Source organism: bacterium (assembly GCA_026708055.1).
Lineage (GTDB): Bacteria > Actinomycetota > Acidimicrobiia > Acidimicrobiales > CATQHL01 > VXNF01.
The window spans coordinates 34,224-54,842 of the sequence record JAPOVS010000052.1; the positions used below are offsets into that span (position 1 = coordinate 34,224).

The 20,619-nt window shown below is 70.2% G+C and carries 18 protein-coding genes and 3 tRNA genes; 15 read left to right on the forward strand and 6 right to left on the reverse strand.

Annotation, left to right across the window (positions count from 1 at the left end):
• Positions 1–12 precede the first annotated feature (12 nt).
• The 9 genes from recF (at position 13) to OXG55_11345 (ending at position 8,530) form a co-directional block, all read left to right on the forward strand.
• Complete coding sequence (gene recF / locus OXG55_11305; protein ID MCY4103826.1) at positions 13–1,098, forward strand: DNA replication and repair protein RecF; 1,086 nt, start codon at positions 13–15, stop codon at positions 1,096–1,098.
• Positions 1,095–1,439 carry a DUF721 domain-containing protein gene (locus tag OXG55_11310; GenBank protein ID MCY4103827.1) on the forward strand — a complete coding sequence of 115 codons (345 nt, stop codon included), beginning with the start codon at positions 1,095–1,097 and terminating at the stop codon, positions 1,437–1,439. The genes recF and OXG55_11310 overlap by 4 nt, the downstream gene beginning before the upstream one ends.
• A 126-nt stretch (positions 1,440–1,565) precedes the next feature.
• Positions 1,566–3,611: a DNA gyrase subunit B gene (locus tag OXG55_11315; protein ID MCY4103828.1), complete on the forward strand. Its 2,046-nt coding sequence runs from the start codon at positions 1,566–1,568 to the stop codon at positions 3,609–3,611.
• A gap of 41 nt (positions 3,612–3,652) precedes the next feature.
• The gene (gyrA, locus tag OXG55_11320) at positions 3,653–6,091 is read left to right on the forward strand and encodes a DNA gyrase subunit A (GenBank protein ID MCY4103829.1); all 2,439 of its coding nucleotides are present in this window, start codon (positions 3,653–3,655) and stop codon (positions 6,089–6,091) included.
• 59 nt (positions 6,092–6,150) lie between these two features.
• Positions 6,151–6,651: a hypothetical protein gene (locus tag OXG55_11325; GenBank protein MCY4103830.1), complete on the forward strand. Its 501-nt coding sequence runs from the start codon at positions 6,151–6,153 to the stop codon at positions 6,649–6,651.
• Positions 6,627–7,220: a DUF3566 domain-containing protein gene (locus tag OXG55_11330; GenBank protein ID MCY4103831.1), complete on the forward strand. Its 594-nt coding sequence runs from the start codon at positions 6,627–6,629 to the stop codon at positions 7,218–7,220. Before OXG55_11325 ends, OXG55_11330 begins: the two co-directional genes overlap by 25 nt.
• 60 nt (positions 7,221–7,280) lie before the next feature.
• Positions 7,281–7,354 (forward strand) — tRNA-Ile (locus tag OXG55_11335).
• Between the two features lie 22 nt (positions 7,355–7,376).
• Positions 7,377–7,523, forward strand: coding sequence for a hypothetical protein (locus OXG55_11340; protein MCY4103832.1), 147 nt, complete (start codon positions 7,377–7,379; stop codon positions 7,521–7,523).
• 26 nt (positions 7,524–7,549) lie between these two features.
• Positions 7,550–8,530, forward strand: coding sequence for a Gfo/Idh/MocA family oxidoreductase (locus OXG55_11345; protein ID MCY4103833.1), 981 nt, complete (start codon positions 7,550–7,552; stop codon positions 8,528–8,530).
• Positions 8,531–8,533: 3 nt separating this feature from the next.
• Here OXG55_11345 and OXG55_11350 read toward each other — a convergent pair whose 3' ends face one another.
• From OXG55_11350 to pheA, 4 genes are all read right to left on the reverse strand, one after another.
• Positions 8,534–9,316: a hypothetical protein gene (locus OXG55_11350; protein MCY4103834.1), complete on the reverse strand. Its 783-nt coding sequence runs from the start codon at positions 9,314–9,316 to the stop codon at positions 8,534–8,536.
• A gap of 123 nt (positions 9,317–9,439) precedes the next feature.
• Positions 9,440–9,514, reverse strand: a tRNA-Arg gene (locus OXG55_11355).
• 78 nt (positions 9,515–9,592) lie between these two features.
• Positions 9,593–9,677 (reverse strand) — tRNA-Ser (locus OXG55_11360).
• A gap of 28 nt (positions 9,678–9,705) precedes the next feature.
• On the reverse strand, positions 9,706–10,653 hold the full coding sequence (pheA, locus tag OXG55_11365; protein ID MCY4103835.1) for a prephenate dehydratase: 948 nt from the start codon (positions 10,651–10,653) through the stop codon (positions 9,706–9,708).
• A gap of 99 nt (positions 10,654–10,752) precedes the next feature.
• Here pheA and larB point away from each other — a divergent pair, with 99 nt between their 5' ends.
• From larB to OXG55_11390, 5 genes are all read left to right on the forward strand, one after another.
• On the forward strand, positions 10,753–11,505 hold the full coding sequence (gene larB, locus OXG55_11370; protein MCY4103836.1) for a nickel pincer cofactor biosynthesis protein LarB: 753 nt from the start codon (positions 10,753–10,755) through the stop codon (positions 11,503–11,505).
• 22 nt (positions 11,506–11,527) lie between these two features.
• A complete protein-coding gene (larC, locus tag OXG55_11375; GenBank protein MCY4103837.1) occupies positions 11,528–12,760 on the forward strand; it encodes a nickel pincer cofactor biosynthesis protein LarC in 1,233 nt (410 codons plus the stop codon).
• 36 nt (positions 12,761–12,796) lie between these two features.
• Positions 12,797–13,510 carry an MBL fold metallo-hydrolase gene (locus OXG55_11380; GenBank protein MCY4103838.1) on the forward strand — a complete coding sequence of 238 codons (714 nt, stop codon included), beginning with the start codon at positions 12,797–12,799 and terminating at the stop codon, positions 13,508–13,510.
• 161 nt (positions 13,511–13,671) lie between these two features.
• Complete coding sequence (locus tag OXG55_11385) at positions 13,672–14,742, forward strand: L,D-transpeptidase (GenBank protein ID MCY4103839.1); 1,071 nt, start codon at positions 13,672–13,674, stop codon at positions 14,740–14,742.
• Positions 14,743–15,086: 344 nt separating this feature from the next.
• Positions 15,087–16,088 (forward strand): L,D-transpeptidase, encoded by a 1,002-nt coding sequence (locus OXG55_11390; protein MCY4103840.1) that lies wholly within the window; start codon positions 15,087–15,089, stop codon positions 16,086–16,088.
• Between the two features lie 7 nt (positions 16,089–16,095).
• Here OXG55_11390 and OXG55_11395 read toward each other — a convergent pair whose 3' ends face one another.
• A complete protein-coding gene (locus tag OXG55_11395) occupies positions 16,096–17,301 on the reverse strand; it encodes an aspartate aminotransferase family protein (protein MCY4103841.1) in 1,206 nt (401 codons plus the stop codon).
• 51 nt (positions 17,302–17,352) lie between these two features.
• Here OXG55_11395 and dcd point away from each other — a divergent pair, with 51 nt between their 5' ends.
• A complete protein-coding gene (dcd, locus tag OXG55_11400; GenBank protein MCY4103842.1) occupies positions 17,353–17,913 on the forward strand; it encodes a dCTP deaminase in 561 nt (186 codons plus the stop codon).
• Between the two features lie 6 nt (positions 17,914–17,919).
• Here dcd and OXG55_11405 read toward each other — a convergent pair whose 3' ends face one another.
• Positions 17,920–20,556, reverse strand: coding sequence for a heterodisulfide reductase-related iron-sulfur binding cluster (locus OXG55_11405; protein ID MCY4103843.1), 2,637 nt, complete (start codon positions 20,554–20,556; stop codon positions 17,920–17,922).
• Positions 20,557–20,619: the final 63 nt, after the last annotated feature.

Genomic DNA, 20,619 nt, shown 5'->3' on the forward strand with positions numbered 1-20,619 from the left:
CTGCTTCGCTGGCTGGAGGTCACTGACTTCCGTCTGCACAAGAGTGTCGCGCTCCAGCCCGCAGAGGGCTTGACGATCGTTCGCGGCCCCAACGGGTCGGGGAAGACGTCGCTCCTGGAGGCGGCGGGCTACCTGGGCACGCTGTCGTCGTTTCGTGGAGCCGGAACGGCTGACCTCGTCCGGGCCGGCGCCTCCCAGGCGGTGCTGCGCGGGGAGTTCGAGGTGGCCGGTCGCCGGCTGCTGGTGGAGATCGAGCTCCGGCCGGCAGCGGGCCGCAACCGGACCCAGGTGAACCGTCAGGCCCTACGCCGGGCCGCGGAACTCCAGGAGCACGTTCCGGTGCTGACCTTCCAGCCCGACGATCTCCTGGTGGTCAAGGGTTCTCCCGGCGCACGCCGCGATGCAATCGACGGCGCGATCGTCAGCTTGCGGCCCCGCACCGCCGAGGATCGTCGGCGCCTGGCCGCCTGCCTGCGGCAGCGCAATGCCCTGCTGCGCCAGATCGGCCCCGGGCATCGCATGGACGCCGACAGCGCTCGCTCACTCGACATCTGGGACGATCGGCTCGCGGCGGCGGGCGAGGTGTGGGCGGGGCATCGGCAGGGCGCGGTCCGCGAACTTCAGCCGCGCATGGAGCGTCTCTTCCGGGAACTCAGCGGTGACAGCTCGAGTGCCGTGGAGATGTCGTACGAACCGGCCTGGCTGGCTGCGGGGCTCCAGGCCGCCCTGAAGGAGGCTCGCGGCGAGGACCTGCAGCGCGCGGTCACGACTGTCGGTCCGCACCGCGATGACCTGGACTGGCGGCTTGACCGCCTGCCGGCCCGAACGCACGCTTCGCAGGGCAACCAGAGGTGCCTTTCCCTCGCCCTGCGCCTGGCACTGCACGAGACGATGACTGCGGCGTCCGGCGTACCCCCGCTCCTGTTGCTGGACGACGTCTTCTCCGAGTTGGATCCCGAGCGCCAGGAGCGACTGCTGGCTTTGCTGCCGGCCGGGCAGATCCTGCTGGCGACCGCCGGAGAGGTTCCCCCGGCGGCACGCCCGGCACAGGTCTTGTGGGTCGAGGAGTTGCCGGCGGCCCCCGCGGCAACCCCATGAGCCGGGCATCCGGCAGCCGGCGCGGGCCGCGCCACGTCTCCGATGGCCTGAACCGGCTCTTGGGGGGGCTCGGCTCGCCTTCCGCGGATGTCCTGGTGGCCCTTTTCGAGCACTGGCCGGAGGTCGCCGGCCCCACACTCGCCGAGCGCGCCCGGCCGGCGCGCCTCGTCCACCGCCGGCTGACCGTCGATGTTGACGATCCGGCGCTGGCTGCGCAGGTGCGTTTGCTGGAGAGCGAATTGCTGGCCCGTCTGGCCGAGCGGCTGGGCCACGGGAAAGTGCAGTTCATTCGCCCGAGGGTCGCTGGCAGAAGCAACCGGGACGGGCGGCGGAGGCGGTAGAATGACACTGGCCGAGAACAGCCGGCGGCCGGCACCACCGGTGCATGCGCTGCTCCGCCCCGGGGCGCGCGACACGGCCTCCCAGAGGCCCCGAGAACGACCGGTACCGGACGGAGACGCTTTCGAATGGTTGATAGGGCCGAGTCCTACGAAGCAGCTGACATCACCGTTCTCGAAGGTCTGGAGGCTGTACGCCGCCGACCCGGGATGTACATCGGGTCGACCGGGCCCACGGGTCTGCACCACCTGGTCTACGAGGTGGTGGACAACGCGGTGGACGAGGCGATGGCGGGTCACTGCAGCGAGGTGGACGTCACCCTCCACGCCGACGGGTCCTGTGAGGTAGTCGACGACGGTCGGGGCATCCCCACGGGTCCCCATCCCGACATGCCCGAGCAGTCGGCGCTGGAAGTGGTCATGACGACGCTGCACGCCGGCGGCAAGTTCGGCGGCAGCGGCTACAAGGTGTCCGGCGGGCTGCACGGTGTGGGCGTCTCGGTCGTCAACGCACTGTCGCGGCGCCTGCAGGCGGAGGTGCGGCGCGACGGCGCTCGCTGGGCGATGTGTTTCACCGACGGCGGCAATATCGAGACGCCTCTGCAGCAGGTCGAGGAGTTGCCCGAGGGCAACCCCACCGGCACGACGGTTCGCTTCTGGCCGGATCCGACGATTTTCGACGAGGTGGCCTTCCATGCCGACCGGCTCGCGGAGCGCCTGCAGGTGATGGCCTTCTTGAACGCCGGCCTGCGGATTCGCTTTCGTGACCTGCGGGCCCAGCCGACCCAGCCGACCCAGCCGGCCCAGGCGGCGTCGCGCTGGACCACCTACCGCTACACGGGGGGGATCGAGGACTTCGTCCGCCACGTGAACGCCTCCAAGGAGTCCCTCTTCGACGAGGTGGGCTACTTCGCCCAGGAGGAGTCCGACCAGGAGGTGGAGGTCGCATTCCAGTGGAGCACCGCCTACAACACCGACGGGCTCTACTCCTTCGCCAACGGCATCACCACGACCGAGGGCGGGATGCACGAGGAGGGGTTTCGCAAGGCCCTCACCGGGGCGGTCAACCGCTACGCCGACCGCAAGGGTCTCCTGCGCGGCGTGGACAATCTGCAGGGCGAGGACATCAGGGAAGGCCTCACGGCGATCGTCAGCGTGCGCCTGCGCGAGCCCCAGTTCGAGGGTCAGACCAAGAGCAAGCTGGGGAACGTCCCGATCCGCGCGCTGGTCGAGCGGGCCACCAACCGCCATCTGGGCGACTGGCTGGAGGAACATCCCACCGAGGCGCGCCGCATCGTCACCAAGGCCGTCGAGGCCTCGCGTGCTCGCGAGGCCGCCCGCGCGGCCCGCGAGGCCACCCGCCGCAAGTCGGCTCTGAACGGGGCCGGGCTGCCGGGCAAGCTCACTGACTGCATGTCCGGGGACATCGACGAGAACGAGTTGTACATCGTGGAGGGTGACTCCGCCGGCGGGTCGGCCAAGAAGGCCCGCGATCCCCGCACCATGGCCGTGCTGCCCATCAGGGGCAAGATCCTCAACGTCGAGCGGGCTCGCGTCGACCGGATGCTGCGCAACAGCGAGATCGCGGCGCTCATCAGCGCCATCGGCGCGGGTTTCGGTGCTCCCGACGGGGACAACGCCGAGAGTGCCGCCGATGCCGCTGATGGCAATGGGCGCCGAGGGGCCAACGGCAGTGGCAATGACGGCAACGGCGGGTTCGACATCAACAAGCTGCGCTACGGCAAGGTCATCCTGCTCTGCGACGCCGACGTGGACGGCAGCCACATCCGGACGCTGTTGCTGACCTTCCTGTTCCGTCAGATGAAGCCGCTGATCGAGGAAGGGCACGTCTACATCGCCCAGCCGCCGCTGTACTCCACCGAAGTGGGCCGCGACAAGGTGTACCTGAAGGACGATCGGGCCAAGGCTGATTTCCTCGCCGCTCACCCGAAGCATCGCAACGAGTTCCAGCGCCTCAAGGGCCTCGGCGAGATGGACGCCGACGAACTCTGGGAGACGACCCTCGATCCGGCCCGACGCACCCTCCTGCGCGTCGGTGTCGAGGAGGCCTCGGTCGCCGCCACCGTCTTCTCCCAGCTGATGGGTGATGACGTGGAGGGACGCAAGTCGTTCATCCAGGCGAACGCGGGCGACGTGCGCTTCCTCGACATCTGAACGGCGTGAGCGGCAAACCGCCGGACGGTCCAATCGAGGACGTGACACCTTCCGCCGCGGCCGGCGACGGGGTCGAGACCATCGAGATCCAGACCGAGATGGAGCAGTCCTTCCTGGACTACGCCATGTCGGTCATCGTGGCTCGCGCCCTGCCTGACGTGCGCGACGGTCTCAAGCCGGTCCATCGGCGGATCCTGTGGTCGATGGCGTCCAACGGGCTTCGCCACGACAGGGGTCACGTGAAGTGCGCCACCGTGGTCGGCGACGTGATCGCGCGTTATCACCCCCACGGCGACACAGCCGTGTATGACGCCCTGGTGCGCATGGGCCAGGATTTCAGCCTGCGGCATCTGCTGATCGATCCTCACGGCAACTTCGGCTCACCGGCCGACCCGCCGGCTGCCTACCGCTACACCGAGTGCCGCCTGTCGGAGCTCAGCGGCGCCATGTTGGCCGGACTCGACGAGGAGACGGTGGACTTCGTCGCCAACTTCGACGGTCGCCACCGCGAACCCGAAGTGCTGCCGTCGCGTTTCCCGAATCTGCTGGTGAACGGCAGCCAGGGAATCGCCGTGGGGATGGCGACCAACATCCCGCCGCACAACTTCGGCGAGATCGCCGATGCCGTGCTGCACCTGCTCGCGCACCCCGACGCCACTGTTGAAGAACTCATGCAGTTCGTGCGCGGCCCGGACTTCCCCACCGGCGGGCAGATCCTGGGCCGTTCGGGGATCGAGGAGGCCTACCGGACCGGGCGCGGCACGCTGCGCCTGCGCGGGCAGGCGGAGATCGCCACCGAAGGACGCGCCACCCGCATCGTCGTCAGCCAGATCCCCTACCAGGTCAGCGTGGAGGCCATCGAGCGCCGTGCCGCCCACCTGGTGGAGACCAAGGTACTGACGGGTATCAGGGACATCCGCAACGAGTCGGCCAAGGGGCGGACCCGGCTGGTCTTCGAGTTGACGCGTGACGCCCCGGCATTGGTCATCCTGAACAACCTCTACAAGCACACCCCGCTGCAGGTGTCGTTCTCGGTGAACATAGTGGCGCTCGTCGACGGAGTGCCGCGCACGCTCAGCCTGGCCGAGTTGCTTCGGGCGTACGTGGCCCACCAGGTCGAAGTCGTGCGGCGCCGCTCGGAGTTCCGCCTCGCGCGGGCGACCGAGCGGGCACACATCGTCGAGGGCCTGCTGCGAGCGCTCGACATGCTGGACGAGGTGATCGCCCTCATCCGCTCATCGGACGACCGACCCGAGGCCCGCAGCGGCCTCATGGCCGAGCCCTTCGACTTCAGCGAGGTGCAGGCCAATCACATACTGGACACACCGCTCGGACGCCTCACCCGTCTGGGGCGCAGCGAGCTGGCTGCGGAGTTGGACGAGTTGCGTGCCACCATCGCCGAGCTGGAGGCCATCCTGGCCGACGAGTCGCGGCTGCGGGGGGTCATCCGCGGCGAGTTGTCGGCGCTGCGCGAGCAGTTCGTCGACGCCCGGCGCACCGAGTTGGCGATCGATCCGGGCGAGTTCGACATCGAGGACCTCATCGACGACGAGGACCTCGTGTTCATCATGACCGGCGGCGGCTACGTGAAGACCACCTCCGCCGATGCGTTCCGCACCCAGGGCCGCGGCGGGCGCGGCGTGGCGGGCGCCAAGCTTAAGGAAGGCGACTACATCAGCGCCGTCATCCACACCTCGGCGCACGCCTACCTGCTGTTCTTCACCAACCGCGGTCGTGTGCACCGGCTGCGGGCGCATCAGATCCCCATGGCTGGCCGCTCGGCGCGCGGTACCGCCGTCGTCAACCTGCTGCAGCTGGCGGAGGGGGAGCGGGTGGCGGCGGTGATCGACACCCGTGACTACGAGACCAACCCCTATCTGGTGTTCGCCACTCGCCGCGGCCGGGTGAAGAAGACCAAGTTCTCCGCGTACCAGAGCCGGTACCGGGGGCTGCGGGCCATCAACCTTCGCGATGATGACGAGTTGGTGCAGGTCCTGCCGTTCGGCGAGGGTGATCACGTCTGCCTCGTGACCCGGCGCGGCAACCTGCTGCGATTCACCTCCTCTGCCGAAGAGGTACGCGCCACCGGGCGGGAGACCCAGGGCGTGCAGGGGATGAGGATGCGCCAGCGCGACGAGGTGGTCGCCATGGTGCGTGAGCGGCCCGATCAGCAGCTGCTGATCGTGACCGACGAGGGATTCGGCAAGCGCACCGGCTTCGACGCCTTCACGTCGCGTCACCGCGGCGGGCTGGGCATGCGGGCGGTGCGGCTCGTGGAGCGGAAAGGCGAGGTGGTGGCAGCCCTCGGCGTCTCCGAGAGCGATGAGGTGATGGTGGTGGCGAGTGACGGCGTCGTCATCCGCCTGCCGGTGGCGGATGTCTCTGCGCAGGGCAGGGACGCCACCGGTGTCAAGGTCATGAAGATCGACGGCGACCGGAAGGTCAGCGCGGTCACGTTGGTTCCCCGCGAAGAACCCTGACGCTCCGCCGGCGACGGTCTCCCCGGTCGCTGGGCCGCGGCGGGGAAGGGGGCCAGATCATGCCTCTGGTGTTGCTGTGCGTCGTGGCCGTCGCCGCGGCCGGACTCGTGTTGGCGCAGCTGGCGGGGCGTGCGCAGTTGATGGCCCGTGCGCAGACCGCCGCGGACGCGGCCGCCTTGGCGGGGGCGGGGGACCGGCGCGGCGCCGCGGTCGAGTTGGCCGCGGCCAACGGGGCCGAACTCACCGGCTTCGAGGCGGACGGCAGTGTGGCTCGGGTGGAGGTGAGGCTCGGCGGCGAGGTCGCCGCGGCCGCGGCGGAGCGGTCGCCGCCGCCTGTGGCACCGGCGCTGGCGGCGGCGCTGGACCGGGCGAGTGAGATCCTGGGCAATGACGTCGCCGGCTCGGTTCGGCTGCTCGGCCCGCTGGGAGCGGGTGGGATCGAGGTGCCGCGATCGCTGGCAGTGCGACTGGCGGTGCTGAGTCATCGCACCGGGCTGTGCCGAGCCGGAAGTGGTCGTCCCGTACACTTCGTGCTGTGTCCGGGGATCCATCGGGACTGAGCCCCTCGGCCGCGCCGCCCGATGCCGGGCACCGGCGGGGAGCCGAAGCCGAGGAGCGGGGCGGTCGGCGGTCGGCCGGCGCGGCGCCGTCCGAGCGCTGGACGATGGGCGAACGCCGCCGCCGCCGCCGGCTGCAGATCCGCAGCGTGCGCCGGATCGTGCGTCGCGTCGAGCTCTGGTCGGTGCTGAAGCTGTCGCTGATCCTGTATCTCTGCCTGTGGGCGGTGCTGCTGGTGGCAGCGTTGATCTTGTGGAGCGCGGTGGACTCGACCGGCCTGATCGACCGCATCGAAGCGTTCGTGACGCAGATCTTCGGGCTCGAGAGCTTCGAGTTCGTGCCGGGGCAGATCTTCCGGGTGTACGCCCTGGCCAGCCTGGTGATGGCGTTCCTCGCCACGGTGTTCAACGTCATGGCGGCCGTCCTCTTCAATCTCATCAGCGAGCTGGTGGGCGGCCTGCGGATCATGCTCGTGGAGGAGGAGTCGACGCGCTTCCGCCCGCCACGTGCCCGCCCCCGGCCGCTGCGGGATCGGGTGCCGTCCAGGGGACCGGTCAGGTCACACCGCTGAGCGCTCCGGCGGCCGCCGCCGGTGGGCGCCGGGTGGGGCGGCGCTAGCGTTGAGTCTTCCGGGGCTATAGCTCAGTCGGTTAGAGCGCACCCCTGATAAGGGTGAGGTCGCTGGTTCGATTCCAGCTAGCCCCACGCGGTCGCTAGAGTCGCCGTTGTGCGCGACGTGTTCGGGCGGATGGCGACGTTCGTTCTGGCCGCCCTGGCGATCCTCGTCATGGACCGGATCATGCGGATCTGCACCGAGGTCCAGCCGGCCCGCCAGGGAGGCTGGCGACCGTTGCGCGGTCCGGGCCTGACCTGAACCGCCGCGCCCGCGGGCTGGAGCGGATGCGTCTCGGGGTCGTCGGCACCGGTGCGGTCGGGGCGCGCCTCGCCCGGATTCTCGCCGCCGCCGAGGGCGTGGAGTCCGTGGCGGTGTGTGGGCGGAGTCCGGCCTCGGCCGCCGAGGTCGTGCGTGCGGTTCCTGGCACGATTGCCGCCGGTCTGGGGGACTTGCAGCGCGCTGATGCCGCGGTGCTGGCGACGCCGTCGGGCACGCAGTGGCCCATGGCGGTCCAGCTGGTCCGGGCCGGTGTGGCGGTCGTGTCGGTCTCTGGAGATCCGGGCGAGGTCCGGGGACTGCTGGCACTGGACGCCACGGCACGCGAGCGGGGGGTGCCGGTCGTGCTGGGGGCGGCCTTCTCGCCCGGGTTGACGTGCGTGCTGGCGGCTCACGCCGCCGGCTGGTTCGACACGGTGATTGCGGTTCACGTCGCCCGCCAGGGCACGGGCGGGCCGGCCTGCGCTCGCCGCTACCACGCGGCGCTGGGCCGCAGTGCCTGGATCTGGCTCGACGGCAGTTGGGTACGCCGTCGCGGCGGTTCGGGCCGCGAGTTGTGCTGGTTCCCCGACCCGGTCGGCCCGGCGGACTGCTATTTCGGCGCGCTCGCCGAGCCGCAGCTCCTGAACCGCCTGTTCCCGGACGCGACGACCCTCACAGCTCGGCGGGCCGCCGATCGTCAGGATCGGCTGACATCGCATCTCCCCATGCTCACACCCCCGTATGCGGAGGGCGGCCTCGGGGCTGTGCGGGTGGCTGTCAGCGGAACGCTGCAGGGCGAGAGCGCCCAGCGAGTGCTGGGCGTGGCGCACAATCCCGCTGCGGCCACTGCCGCGGTGGCCGCCACGGCAGTCCTGTCACTGGCGGCCGGCAGGGCGCGCCGTCGCGGCGCCATGGGGCTGGCGGAAGCGCTCGCGCCCTTGAGCTTCCTGAGCGCCTTGACCGAGCGGGGGATTACTCCCGTGCTCTTCGAGGGCGTCGGCCTCTAGACGTCACCGCGTCAGCAGCCGCACGACCGCGTCGTGCACGTGGCCGTTGGTGGACACCACGTCGCCTGCCTGCGGCAATGGGGCGCCGTCGTAGTCCGTGATGGTTCCGCCCGCCTCCGGAACGATGACGAGCATCGGGGCGACGTCCCACAGGGCCAGGCCGGCGTCGAGCATGATCTCCGCTCGCCCGGTGGCCAGCAGCACGTACCCGTAGCCGTCGCCCCAGGTCCGAACGAGCGGGCCGGGTTCCAGCAGCAGGCGGAGCCCCCGTTCCGGTAGGTACTCGATGCCGCTGGTCACCAGGTAGGACTCCTCGAGGTGCCCGGTGTCGCTTACCCGGGCGGGGCGCACCTCTCCGGCGTAGTTGTGTTCGGCGCCGAGGCCCCGGCCGGCGGCGACGGACTCGCTCAGCGGCGGGACGTGAGCGACTCCGACGGCGGGTCCGACCTCGTCGATCAGCGCCAGCAGGGTTGTGAAGAGGGGCACGCCGCGCACGAAGCTGCGTGTCCCGTCGATGGGATCGATCACCCAGCTTCTGCCACTGCTGCCCTCGACGTTGCCGAACTCCTCGCCGATGACGGCGTCGTCGGGGTAGCGCCGGGCCAGTTCGAGCCGCAGGAACTCCTCGGCGGCCCGGTCGGCCTCGGTGACCGGGCTGCCGTCGGTCTTGGTCCGGCTGGTCAGGCTGCGAGGCGAGAACCACCGCATCGCCACCTGCCCGGCCCGCGCCGCCAGTTCGGTGGCCTCCGAAACCAGTTCGGCGTCGACCGCCCGGGCAGAAGTCACGACCGCAGGCTAACGGTGCGGCACCGCAGCACTGGTCGGCGACGGGTTGCGGTGCACGGCCCGTGCGGGCGGTCCGAGCCGTTTGGCCATGGCGGCGACCGCGGGCCCGCGGACCGCCACGAGCGCGCTCGGAGGGACTCGAACCCCCAACCTTCTGATCCGTAGTCAGATGCTCTGTCCAAATTGAGCTACGAGCGCATGGGTGCCGGCCGACGGTGGCCGGACGGCGGTTCCCAAGTATGGCCCAGCGGCGGCGCTTTGGCTCGGCCGTGTCGGCGGAGGGAGGGGGATTCGAACCCCCGGGGTCGTGAAACCCAACGGTTTTCAAGACCGTCGCAATCGTCCGCTCTGCCATCCCTCCCGCGGCGAGGCTACCCGCGGTGGCCTCCTCAGTCGCTGAGGTGCTCCCGGATGTCGGCAAGCCACTTCTGTGCCCGCTGCCAGGCGGCGTCGGCGTCCCGCCGCGTGGCGTCGCCCTCTCGCCACGTGGCCGCCGGGTACGAGCCGAGGAACTTGACGTCGGCTTTCTTGGCTTGGATGTTCAGCAGGCTGTCGGCCAGGAGGTCGTCCGATATGTGCCCCTCGAGGTCTATGACGAAGCAGTAGTCCCCCAGTGCCTCTTTGGTTGGGCGAGATTCCAGCTTGGTGAGGTTGATGGATCGAGCGGCGAACTCGTGCAGGATGCCGGCCAGCGATCCCGGCACATCCTCGCGCTGGAAGATCACGATCGAGGTCTTGTCGTGACCCGTGGGTGCAGTGATGCCGGTCGCTGCCACCGCCACGAAGCGGGTGTGCTGCTCGTTGTCGTCACCGATGTCTGCCGCGAGTGACGCCAAGCGGTAGATCTCGGCAGCCCGGCCGGCTCCGATGGCGGCGGTATGCGGGGCGGCCTCCTCGGCAACGACGCGGACCGCCTCGGCGGTGGACGTGGCCGATTCGACGTTGGCGTGCGGGATGTTCGTTCGCAGGAACGTCCGGCACTGCGCGGTAGCCATCGGGAAGGACACGACCCGTCGTACATCGGCGAGTTCCGTTCCCGGAGGCGCCAGCAGGCTGAGTTGGACGGGTATGACGCTCTCGCGCTGGATGAGCAGTTCGGACTCCAGAGCCAGGTTGTCCAGGGTGACGTTCACCGACCCACCGAGGGAGTTCTCGATGGCGACGAAGCCGAAGTCCACGTCTCCGCAGGCGGCGGCCTCCAGCACGTCGGGGATCGTCGACATCGGTAGGTGGATGTCCTCGCAGAACGCCGGCTCCAGCCGCAGCGCTTCCTCGGTGAAAGTGCCTGGGGGTCCGAGGTAGGCGACGCGGCGGGGCGCCGCGGGACGGCGGGTCATGGGCGGCAAGGATACAGAAGCACCGGTAAGGTCGCCCTGTGGCACCGCGGTCGGCGTATTGCGGCCTCGGGTCACGGTGTCATCGGAGGTCGAAACAGTATGGACGAGGGCGTCTTGCGTGAGCTGCTCGCCGGCGTGCGGGCGGGGGAGATCCACCCCGACGAGGCCGTGCGGGAGCTCCGGCGTCTCCCATTCGGCGATCTGGGCTTTGCCAGGGTCGACCATCACCGGCGGCTGCGCTCACCGATCGGCGAGGTCGTGTACGGCCCGGGCAAGGAGCCTGGCGAGTGCGCCGCCATCGTGGCCGAGCTGCTGGCTGCGGGGTCGGGACCGGTCCTGCTGACCCGGGCGAGCGCGACCCAGGCGACCGCCGCCCTGGCCGCCAACCCGGGTGGGCGGGAGCATGGCTCGGTGATCGTCTGGCGTCCGGGGGAGCCGGTCCGGGCGAACGTCGTGATCGCCACCGCGGGCACCGCTGACGGGCCTGTGGCGGCCGAGTGTGACGCGGTCCTGGCGGCGCACGGTGTGGCAGCGCGGCGACTGAACGACGTGGGCGTGGCCGGAGTGCACCGCCTGCTCGTGGAGGTCGGCGCTTTGCAGGACGCCACCGCCGTGGTCGTCGTGGCAGGCATGGAGGGGGCTCTGCCGAGCGTGGTGGGAGGTCTCACCGCGGCTCCGGTCGTGGCCGTGCCCACCAGCACGGGGTACGGGGCCGCCTTCGAGGGCGTGACCGCGCTGCTGTCGATGCTGGCTTCGTGCGCCGCCGGGGTCACGGTCGTGGGCATCGACAACGGCTTCGGAGCGGCCGCTGCCGTGTTGCGAATGCTCGACGGTGCCGCTGGCCCGGCGTGAGTCGCCTGGCAGTGGAGGGCGGATGGACGATCCCGATCTGAGCCGACCGGCCGCCGCAGTTGACGCAGTCGTGCCGGCCGTGGCGTGGTTCAACTGCTTCTGCGGTGTCGCCGGCGACATGGCTCTGGGCGCGTTGGTGGATGCCGGCGCCGAGGTGGACGCGGTCCGCGACATCCTCGACGGCCTGACCCTGCCGGGTTGGGAACTCCTGGTGTCGCCGACTCTGCGGGGCGGGATCGCCGCCTCCGATGTCACCGTCAGGGTGTCGGAATCCGGCGTAGTGCGCACGGCGTCACACATCCTGGGTCTGATCGGCGATGCCGAGCTTCCCGAACGCGTGCGGCGCCGCGCCTTGGCGGTGTTCCGGGCACTGGCCACGACCGAGGCCCGCTTGCATGGCCGCCCCGTCGAGCAGGTGCACTTCCACGAGGTCGGCGGTCTGGACGCCATCGTCGACGTGGTCGGCACCTGCGCGGCGCTCGAGGCCCTGAATGTGTCCGAGGTGTACGTGAGTCCGATCGCGCAGGGCCAGGGAATGATCCGCAGCGCTCACGGCCACTTGCCCATCCCGGCGCCGGCGACCGTCGAGCTCCTGCGGGGCGCGCCGACATTCGGGACCGACGTTCCCCTCGAACTCACCACGCCCACCGGCGCGGCTCTGATGACGGCTCTGGCCTCGGGTTTCGGCGCGATGCCGGCGATGACGGTCTCGTCGGTCGGCTACGGCGCCGGCGACCGGGACCTGCAGGATCGGCCCAACGTGACCCAGGTCGTCATCGGGCGGAGCGAGGCGACGCTCAGCGCCGGCCAGGAGGTCCAGTTGCTCGAAACGAATGTGGACGACGTGACGGGCGAGATGCTCGCCTACACCACCGGGGCGCTGCTTCAGGCGGGGGCCCACGACGCCTGGATCACGCCGGTCGTCATGAAGAAAGGTCGCCCGGCCCACGTGGTCAGCGCGCTGGTTGATCCCGCGCTGGCTGCCACCGTCGCCGACGTGATGCTGACCGAGACCGGCAGCCTCGGCATTCGCGCCACGACGCTGCAACGCTGGCCCCGTTCGCGCGAGCAGGTCGAGGTACACGTCGACGGCCTGCGGGTTCGCCTGAAGGTTGCCCCGGGCCGGGTGAAGGTGGAGCACGACGATGCCGCCGCGGTGGCCGCCGCAACCGGCCGTCCCCTGCGCGAGGTCGTGGAGCTGGCCGTCGAAGCCTGGCAACGGCCGCACGCGGCCCCCGAACCGCCCGGGGAGTGAGCCTCCGGACAACTCGCCGCCCGTAGGCTCGCCTCCGTGGACGAGCGCTTCTACTTCCGGCAATTGCTTTCGGGCGCGGACTTCGCCCTCGGCGACGAGTTGGCCCGGCAGATGCGCAACTTCGTCTACCTGATCGGCGACCGGGAGACCTCCGAAGCGCTCGTCATCGACCCGGCCTATGACCCCGCCGGCATCGTGGACCTCTGCAATGCCGACGGGATGCGCCTGGCCGGCGTGCTCGCCACCCACTACCACCCCGACCACGTCGGGGGCAGCATGATGGGCCTCTCGATTCCCGGCATCGCCGAACTCTTGGAAGTCGTCGACGTGCCGGTGCACGTACAGGCCGACGAATTGGCCTACATGTCCGCCGTGACCGGCCTCGGCCCCCCGGAACTCCGCAGCCACAGCGGGGGCGACGTGGTCAGCGTCGGCGGATTGGAGATCGAGTTGATCCACACGCCGGGGCACACGCCCGGGAGTCAGTGCTTCCTCGTCCGCGGCAGCCTGCTGTCGGGGGACACGCTGTTTCTCGAGGGCTGCGGGCGCACCGACCTCCCCGGCGGCGATCCGGCGGCCATGTACGAGAGCCTCACACGCCGGCTGGGGCGGGTGCCCGATGACACGGTGCTCTTTCCGGGGCACTACTACGCCGCGGGTCCGTCCGCACCTCTCGGACGGACCCGCAGGTCGAACTACGTCTTCAAGCCTCGCAACGCGACGGAGTGGCTGGCGATGTTCGGTGGCTGAACGGCGTCCTGTCGGCGGTCGGTGCTCCGCCCGAACATGGGAGCCGCCGGTCTCGGAGTGCGCGGAGTTAGGCTGTCCTGGGCAGTGGAGCGGAGTAGTGCCGGAAACCGCACTTGGCGGATGCCGGCATGACAGGGCAGATCCGCGATAAAGGAAACGACATGATCAGGCGATCTTCTCTTGGCCGCGCCGCGCCGCGCCGCTTGGCGCTTCGGACTCTGGCGCCGGTGCTCGTCCTGGCGCTCGCCGCCGCCGCGTGCGGGAACGCCGAGGTGGGCCCCACCCTGACCGCCGAGCGGCCGCCGCCGCCGACGTCCGCGACACCCGCGGCGACGACCGCTCCCGCTGTCGAGCCGCCCCTGGCCGCTCCCACGACGACCGCGGTGCCTCTCAGCCGGACGACCGAGCCCACGATCCTCGTCACGGCGCCTCCAGCGCCGCCGGGCGCCGAGGGCGGCGATCCGCCCGTGCCCCCGCCGTACCTGCCCGACGTGCCGCTGCCGGAGGAGATGGAGGATCCCAGTCTCACTGTTCTGCCGGTGGAGGAACTCCCGCCGCCGCCACCGCCCACGGCGGCCCCGACCACGGCGCCTCCCTGGGAGCCCGTCACGATCCTGACCTCCAGGGACGATGTGAACACCATCATTCCGGTGTACGACGCCCCCAACGGCACGCGTCTCGCCTTCCCCGACGGGGATCTCTGGAGTTACACCTTCCGCCGTAACCGTCTCGTGGCGCGAGTGCTGCAGGGGGCCGAGGGCGACGAATGGGTGCAGGTGGAGTTGCCGGTGCGGCCCAATGGGGCGCGCGGCTGGATTCGCGCCGAGCACTTCAACTGGTCGACTGTCAGCCACCATGTCCTCATCGACGTCTCGGATCGCAGCGTGGCGCTCTACGAGGGCGACAACCTGGTCGCGTCGACGAGGGCGATCGTCGGCAAGCCGGCGACACCCACCCCGACGCTGTCGGGGTTCCTCGTGGAGAAGCTGCCGAACCACGGCCAGCAGAACGCCAGCATCGTGCTGGGGGACTGGATCCTGATGCTGTCGTTCTTCAGCGAGGCGCTGAACAGCTTCGGCGGCGGGTTGCCGCGCATCGCCGTGCACGGCACGCACATTCCCGAGCGCGTCGGCGAGGCGCTGTCCAACGGCTGTATCCGCATCCCCAACGACATTGTGGAGACCATCGCCCAGCAGGCCCCGCTGGGAACCGTGGTGAACATCGTCGCCTGAGAGGGGCGCCGGTGCGGTCCTTGCAACGTCGAAGCAGAGTTGGTGCACCCGCCTGCGGGTCGAGTCCCCGCCGCGGTCGGCGCGCGGCGCGGGCGACGGCGATCGCGGCGACGATTGCGCTGCTGGCGTCGTGCGGTTCGGACACCGAGCAGGTGGTCGTGGAGCCTGCTCCTCCCGAGACTGCCGCCACGACAGAGCAAGCGGCGACTCCGGCGACTCCTCCTCCGGCGTCCGCCAAGTCGGCAGCTCCCGATCCCGCCGAGACGCGTGCGTCACCTCAACCGCCCCCGGACCCTCCCCCGCCGCCGGATCCCGCGCCCTCGCCCTCGCAGCCGCCGGATCCGGTGCCCCCGGAGCCGCCCCCGCCGCCGCCCGAGCCGCCGGTCCCGGACCCCGACCCGCCGCCTCCTGAGCCCCCGGACCCCGAGCCGCCGCTCCCGGACCCCGACCCGCCGCCTCCTGAGCCCCCGGACCCCGAGCCGCCGCTCCCGGACCCCGACCCGCCGCCTCCTGAGCCCCCGGACCCCGAGCCGCCGCTCCCGGACCCCGAGCCGCCGCCTCCTGAGCCCGCGGCCGCGCCCGAGCCACGCGCTCCCCCGGAGCCCGCTGAGGACCCCGAAGTGGCGGAACCGCCGGCGTCCGGCCCTCCCCCGGATCCACCGGCGCCCCCGCCGCCGACCCGGGCGCTGCAGCCACCGGCGACCCCCGCGTGGAGTCCGGTCACCGTCCTCGTCTCCAAGGAGACCGTGAACGGCATCATCCCGGTGTACGACGCCCCTGAAGGGGACCGGCTGTCATTCCGCGACGGTGAGGTCTGGAGCTACACCTTCCGCGGCAACCGGTTGGTGCTTCGAGTACTCCGGACCTGGCCGGGCGACGAATGGGCCGAGGTGGAACTACCCGTCCGTCCCAACGGCAGCCGCGGCTGGGTCCGCACGGAGAATTTCACCTGGTCGACGGTGAACCACCACGTCCTCATCGACCTCTCGGACCGCCTGGTGGCCCTGTTCGACGGCGACGACCTGGTGACCTACACCCGCGCCATCGTGGGCAGGCCGAACACGCCAACCCCGGCGCTGCGAGGCTTCATTGTGGAGAAGTTGCCGAATCACAGCCAGCAGAATGCCAGCGTCGTGTTGGGTGATTGGATCTTGATGCTGTCGTTCTTCAGCGAGGTGCTGGAAAGTTTCAGCGGCGGGTTGCCGCGCATCGCCGTGCACGGCACGCACATCCCCGACCGCGTCGGCGAGGCGCTGTCGAACGGCTGCATCCGCATCCCCAACAACATCATCGAGGTCATCGCCCGCACCGCCCCCCTCGGCACGGTCGTGAACATCACGGCCTGAGCGCCGGTCAGCGCAGGGCGTCGGCCATGGTGTCGATGAGGCGGTCGATCTCGGCGTCGCTGATGATCAGGGGCGGGCACATGGCCAGGGCGGAACCGATCGGGCGCACGATGACCCCCGCCTCCAGGATCTCGGCGCGCACGCCGGCGGCGTCGCGGCCGAGTTCGGCCGCCCAGACGGCGCCGGTTCCCCGGTAGCCGGCTACGAGGCCGTCATCGGCCATCGCCCGCAGGCCGGCCGAGATGCGCGCGCCGATGTGCGGCGCCCGCCCCACCAGACCCTCGGCATCCATGAGCTTCAGGTTCGCCACGCCGGCCGCGCAGGCGGCAGGGTGCCCCGAGTAGGTGTATCCGGTGCGCAGCAGGAAGCCGTCCGCTTGGGCCTCGAAGGTCTCGCAGACCCGCCGTGACAGGATCACCCCGGCCAGCGGCTGGTAGCCGGAGGTGATTCCCTTGGCGAAGGTCATGACGTCGGGGGTGACGTCGTAGTGCTGCGCGCCGAACCATTCGCCGGTTCGGCCGAATCCGCAGATCACCTCGTCGAGGATCAGCAGCGCCCCGTGGGTGTCGCAGAGTCGCCGCAGGCCCTCCAGGTAGCCCTCGGGGGGCGGCCACACCCCGCCGGCGCCCTGCAGCGGTTCGGAGATCACCGCGGCCAGTTGCTCGTCCTGGGCGGCCATCGCGACCGCCGCGGCCTCCAAGTCGTCGTGGGGCACCTCGATGAAGTGCGGCACCAGATCGCCCCAGCCTTCGCGGTTGGGAGCGATGCCCTGTGCCGCGGTACCGCCGAAGTTGGTGCCGTGGTAGCCGTTCGTGCGGGTGATCACGGTTTGCCGTCCGAGGTCGCCGCGCAACTGGTGCCACTGGCGGGCGATCTTCAACGCGGTGTCCACTGCCTCCGAGCCCGAGCAGCACAGGAACACCCGCCCGCCGGAGAGCGGGGAGCGCTCGACGATCATGGCCGAGACTTCGTCCGCTGCGGGGTTCGTGAACGGCGCGAACGTGTTGTAGGCCTCCAGGTTGCGCATCTGGTCGGCGACGGCATCGATGATCTCGGCCCGACCGTGTCCCGCCTGGCAGTACCAGAGGCTGGCCATGGCGTCCAGGTAGCTGTTGCCGGCGTCGTCCCACAGGGTGCAGCCCTCGCCACGCACGAGGTTGATGTACCGCTCCAGGGTCGGCGGCGAGAACGGGTGGAGGAACGCGCTCGGCATGACGCCTGCTCCTTTCGATCCGGAACGATTCGAGGGTAACGTCGCCCCGGAATGATTCTGTCCGATCGGTCCATCCGGGAACAGATCGCCCTCGGGCGCGTCGCCATCGAACCGCTGGCCGACGACGCTGTCCAACCCTCCTCGGTGGATCTGCGCCTCGACCGCTACTTCCGGGTCTTCCGGAACCACACGATGGGCTGCATCGACGTCAAGAAGGATCTCGGCACCCTCACCGAACCCCTGGAGATCGGCCCCGACGGCGTGTTCATCCTGCACCCCGGCGAGTTCGTGCTGGGCTGCACGCTCGAGCGGGTGAGCCTGCCGGACGATCTGGTCGGGCGCCTCGAGGGCAAGTCGAGCCTGGGTCGGCTCGGGCTGTTGATTCACTCCACCGCCGGGTTCGTGGACGCCGGCTGGCAGGGTCAACTCACGCTGGAACTCTCGAACGTGGCAAACCTGCCGATCACGCTCTATCCGGGGATGAAGATCGGCCAGATCAGCTTCATCGCCATGAGCACCGCCGCGGAGAACCCCTACGGCTCGCGGGCGGTCGGCTCCAAGTACCAGGGCCAGGTCGGTCCGATCCCCAGCCGCTACTGGGAGAACTTCTGACCTCAGTCAGTTCTCGTCACCGAAGCGCTCCAGGAGATCCTGCGCCTGCGCCACCCAGTTCCACTTCTGGATGCGGCCCGGCGCGCCGATGGCCTCCGCCAGTGCCTCCACCCCCGCGTCGTCGAGACCGGCGATCTGGTCGTATCCCGTGATCCCCTGCTTGGCCAACTCGGCCAGCAGCATGGGATCGGTGCCCTTGATGAGCCGCAGATCGTCGCGCCGGGGGGCGGCCGTCTCTCTCTCCGGTGGTGGTGACGGCGGTACCGGCGCCGGAGCCGGCACTCCTGCGGGTGCCACGGCCGGGGCGTCCCGGGTAGGCGAGGGACGCAGCCGCGCCATCGGAGCGAGGTCCAACCCGGAGACCGAACCGGCCACCGGTACGCCGGTCGTGGCGGGTTCGCCGATGATCACAGGCGCGATCATCTCGGCGTCGCGTCGCTCGGCCGCCTCGTCCTCTCCCCGGCGGATGGCCTCCAGAACGTGCAGCGCGATGTCGCCGACGTTCACGTCTTCGGGCGCCACGCCTTCGCCGCGCACACCGTCGTCGATCATCACGTAGCAGAACGGGCAGGCGGTGGCGATGCGGTCGGCACCGGTGGCGAGCAGCTCCCGGCTGCGGACCACGTTGACCTGCTCACCGACGTGCTCCTCCATCCACATGCGTGCGCCGCCGGCCCCACAGCACATGCCCTTGGTGCCGTTGCGGGGGGCCTCGACCACTTCGAGGCCGCCGATGGATCCCACCACGCGGCGCGGCGACAGGTACACGTCGTTGTGCCGGCCCAGGTAGCAGGAGTCGTGGTAGACGAGGCGCTCGGGCAGCCGGGCCTCGGACAGGTCGAGGCGGCCGCTGTCCACCAGTTGCTCCAGCAGTTGACTGTGGTGGATCACTTCGTAGTGCCCGCCGAGCTGCGGGTACTCGTTGCCGAGCGTGTTGAAGCAGTGCGGGCACTGGGTGATGATCTTGCGCACTCCCATGCCGTTGAGCGTCTCGACGTTCTGCATGGCGAGCATCTGGAACACGTACTCGTTGCCGGAGCGCCGCGCTGGGTCGCCGGTGCACATCTCGGCGGGGCCCAGCACAGCGAAATCCACGCCGGCCCGTTGCATGAGTTCGGTCATGGCGCGGGTGACCTTGCGGTTCTTGTCGTCGTAGCTGCCGGCGCAGCCCACCCAGTACAGGTACTCGGCCTCGATGGGGTCGCTGCCGTCGAGCACCACGACGCCCTCGAAGTCGCCCGCCCAATCGGCGCGGGCGGACTGGGCCATGCCCCACGGGTTCCCGGAGTTCTCCATCGAGCGGTACGCGGTGCCCAACTCGGTGGGGAAGTCGCTCTCCATGAGCGACAGGTAGCGCCGCATGTCCAGGATCTTGTCGAGGATCTCGATGTTCACGGGGCAGATCTCGTCACAGGCGCGGCACGAGGTGCAGGCCCACACCTCCTCGGAACTGACGCGTTCGAACACGTTGGCGCTCGTCACAGTGATCTCGGCGTCGGCGCCGATGGGCGGCGATGTGGCGGGGGTTCCGCTGGCGGCCATCACCTGGCCCACCTTCAGGACGATCTCGCGCGGGTCCAGCGGCTTGCCGGTGGCGTGCGCCGGGCAGACCGACGTGCAGCGCCCGCACATCGTGCAGGCGTCGAGGTCCAGGAGTTGCTTCCAGGTGAAATCCTCCACGGCCGTCGCCCCGAAGGAGTCCAGGTCGGTCTCCATGAGGTTCGGCAACTCGCGCATGGCCCCCTTGGGGCGTTCCCGGTCGCGCAGGTACATGTTCACGGGCGACGTGAAGATGTGGCGCAGCATCGTGACCGGGATCAGCAGCACGAACACCACGAACGACACCACGTGCAGGATCCACCACACCTGATGCCAGCCGGCCACGTTGGTCAGGCCGTCGGCGATGGTGGCGAGCGGGTAGCCGATCACGGACCAGCGCTCGAATGAGGGTGTGCCGGCTTCGGCGATGCGGAAGGCCTCGGCCCCGAATCCGGTGACGCCGATGAGCAGCATCGTCGTCAGGATCACGGCGTGCTCGGGCCGGGTCTTGTGGCGGATCCGGTACGGGCGCAACCGCCAAGGCCCCCAGCGTCGCAGGATCGCCCAAGCCACGCCCACCAGGAACACCGCTCCGGCCAGGTCGCCGGTGAGGGAGTAGCCCTGGTACACGCGGCCGGTGAGGAACTTGGCGCCGTCGGGCAGTTGGTGCTCGATCTCCAGCGTAATGGTCACCGCCAGAAGCACCAGGAAGCTGAAGTAGATGAGGGAGTGCATCAACCCGGCCACCGGCTCGCGCAGAAGGGTGCGCATGTACACCCCTGCCCGCAGATCGGCCAGCCTGCGGTGCACGTTGCGCCAAGTCGTGCGACGCTCCTCGGCGGCACCACGCTGCCAGTTGCGCACCCTGTGGGCGAACAGCAGCGAGGCGTACAGCAGAGCGATCGGGATGACGGTGTAGAACGCCGCCCGCAGCGGCCCGGGAATGTTGCCGAACACCTCCCGGGTCACGCCGGCGGTGCTGTGGAAGCCCGTGATCGCCGCGGCGATGCCCGACGCGACGGTGACCAGAGCCAGTCCGAGCCCCGCCAGGATCACGAGGCGGTTGGGCGCGAGCCGACTGGAGCGGGATGATTCGGTGCTCATCTCGCCGCCGAGGCTATGGGGATCGACGCGGGCACGAAAGTGCCCGGCCGCAACGCGGTGGAT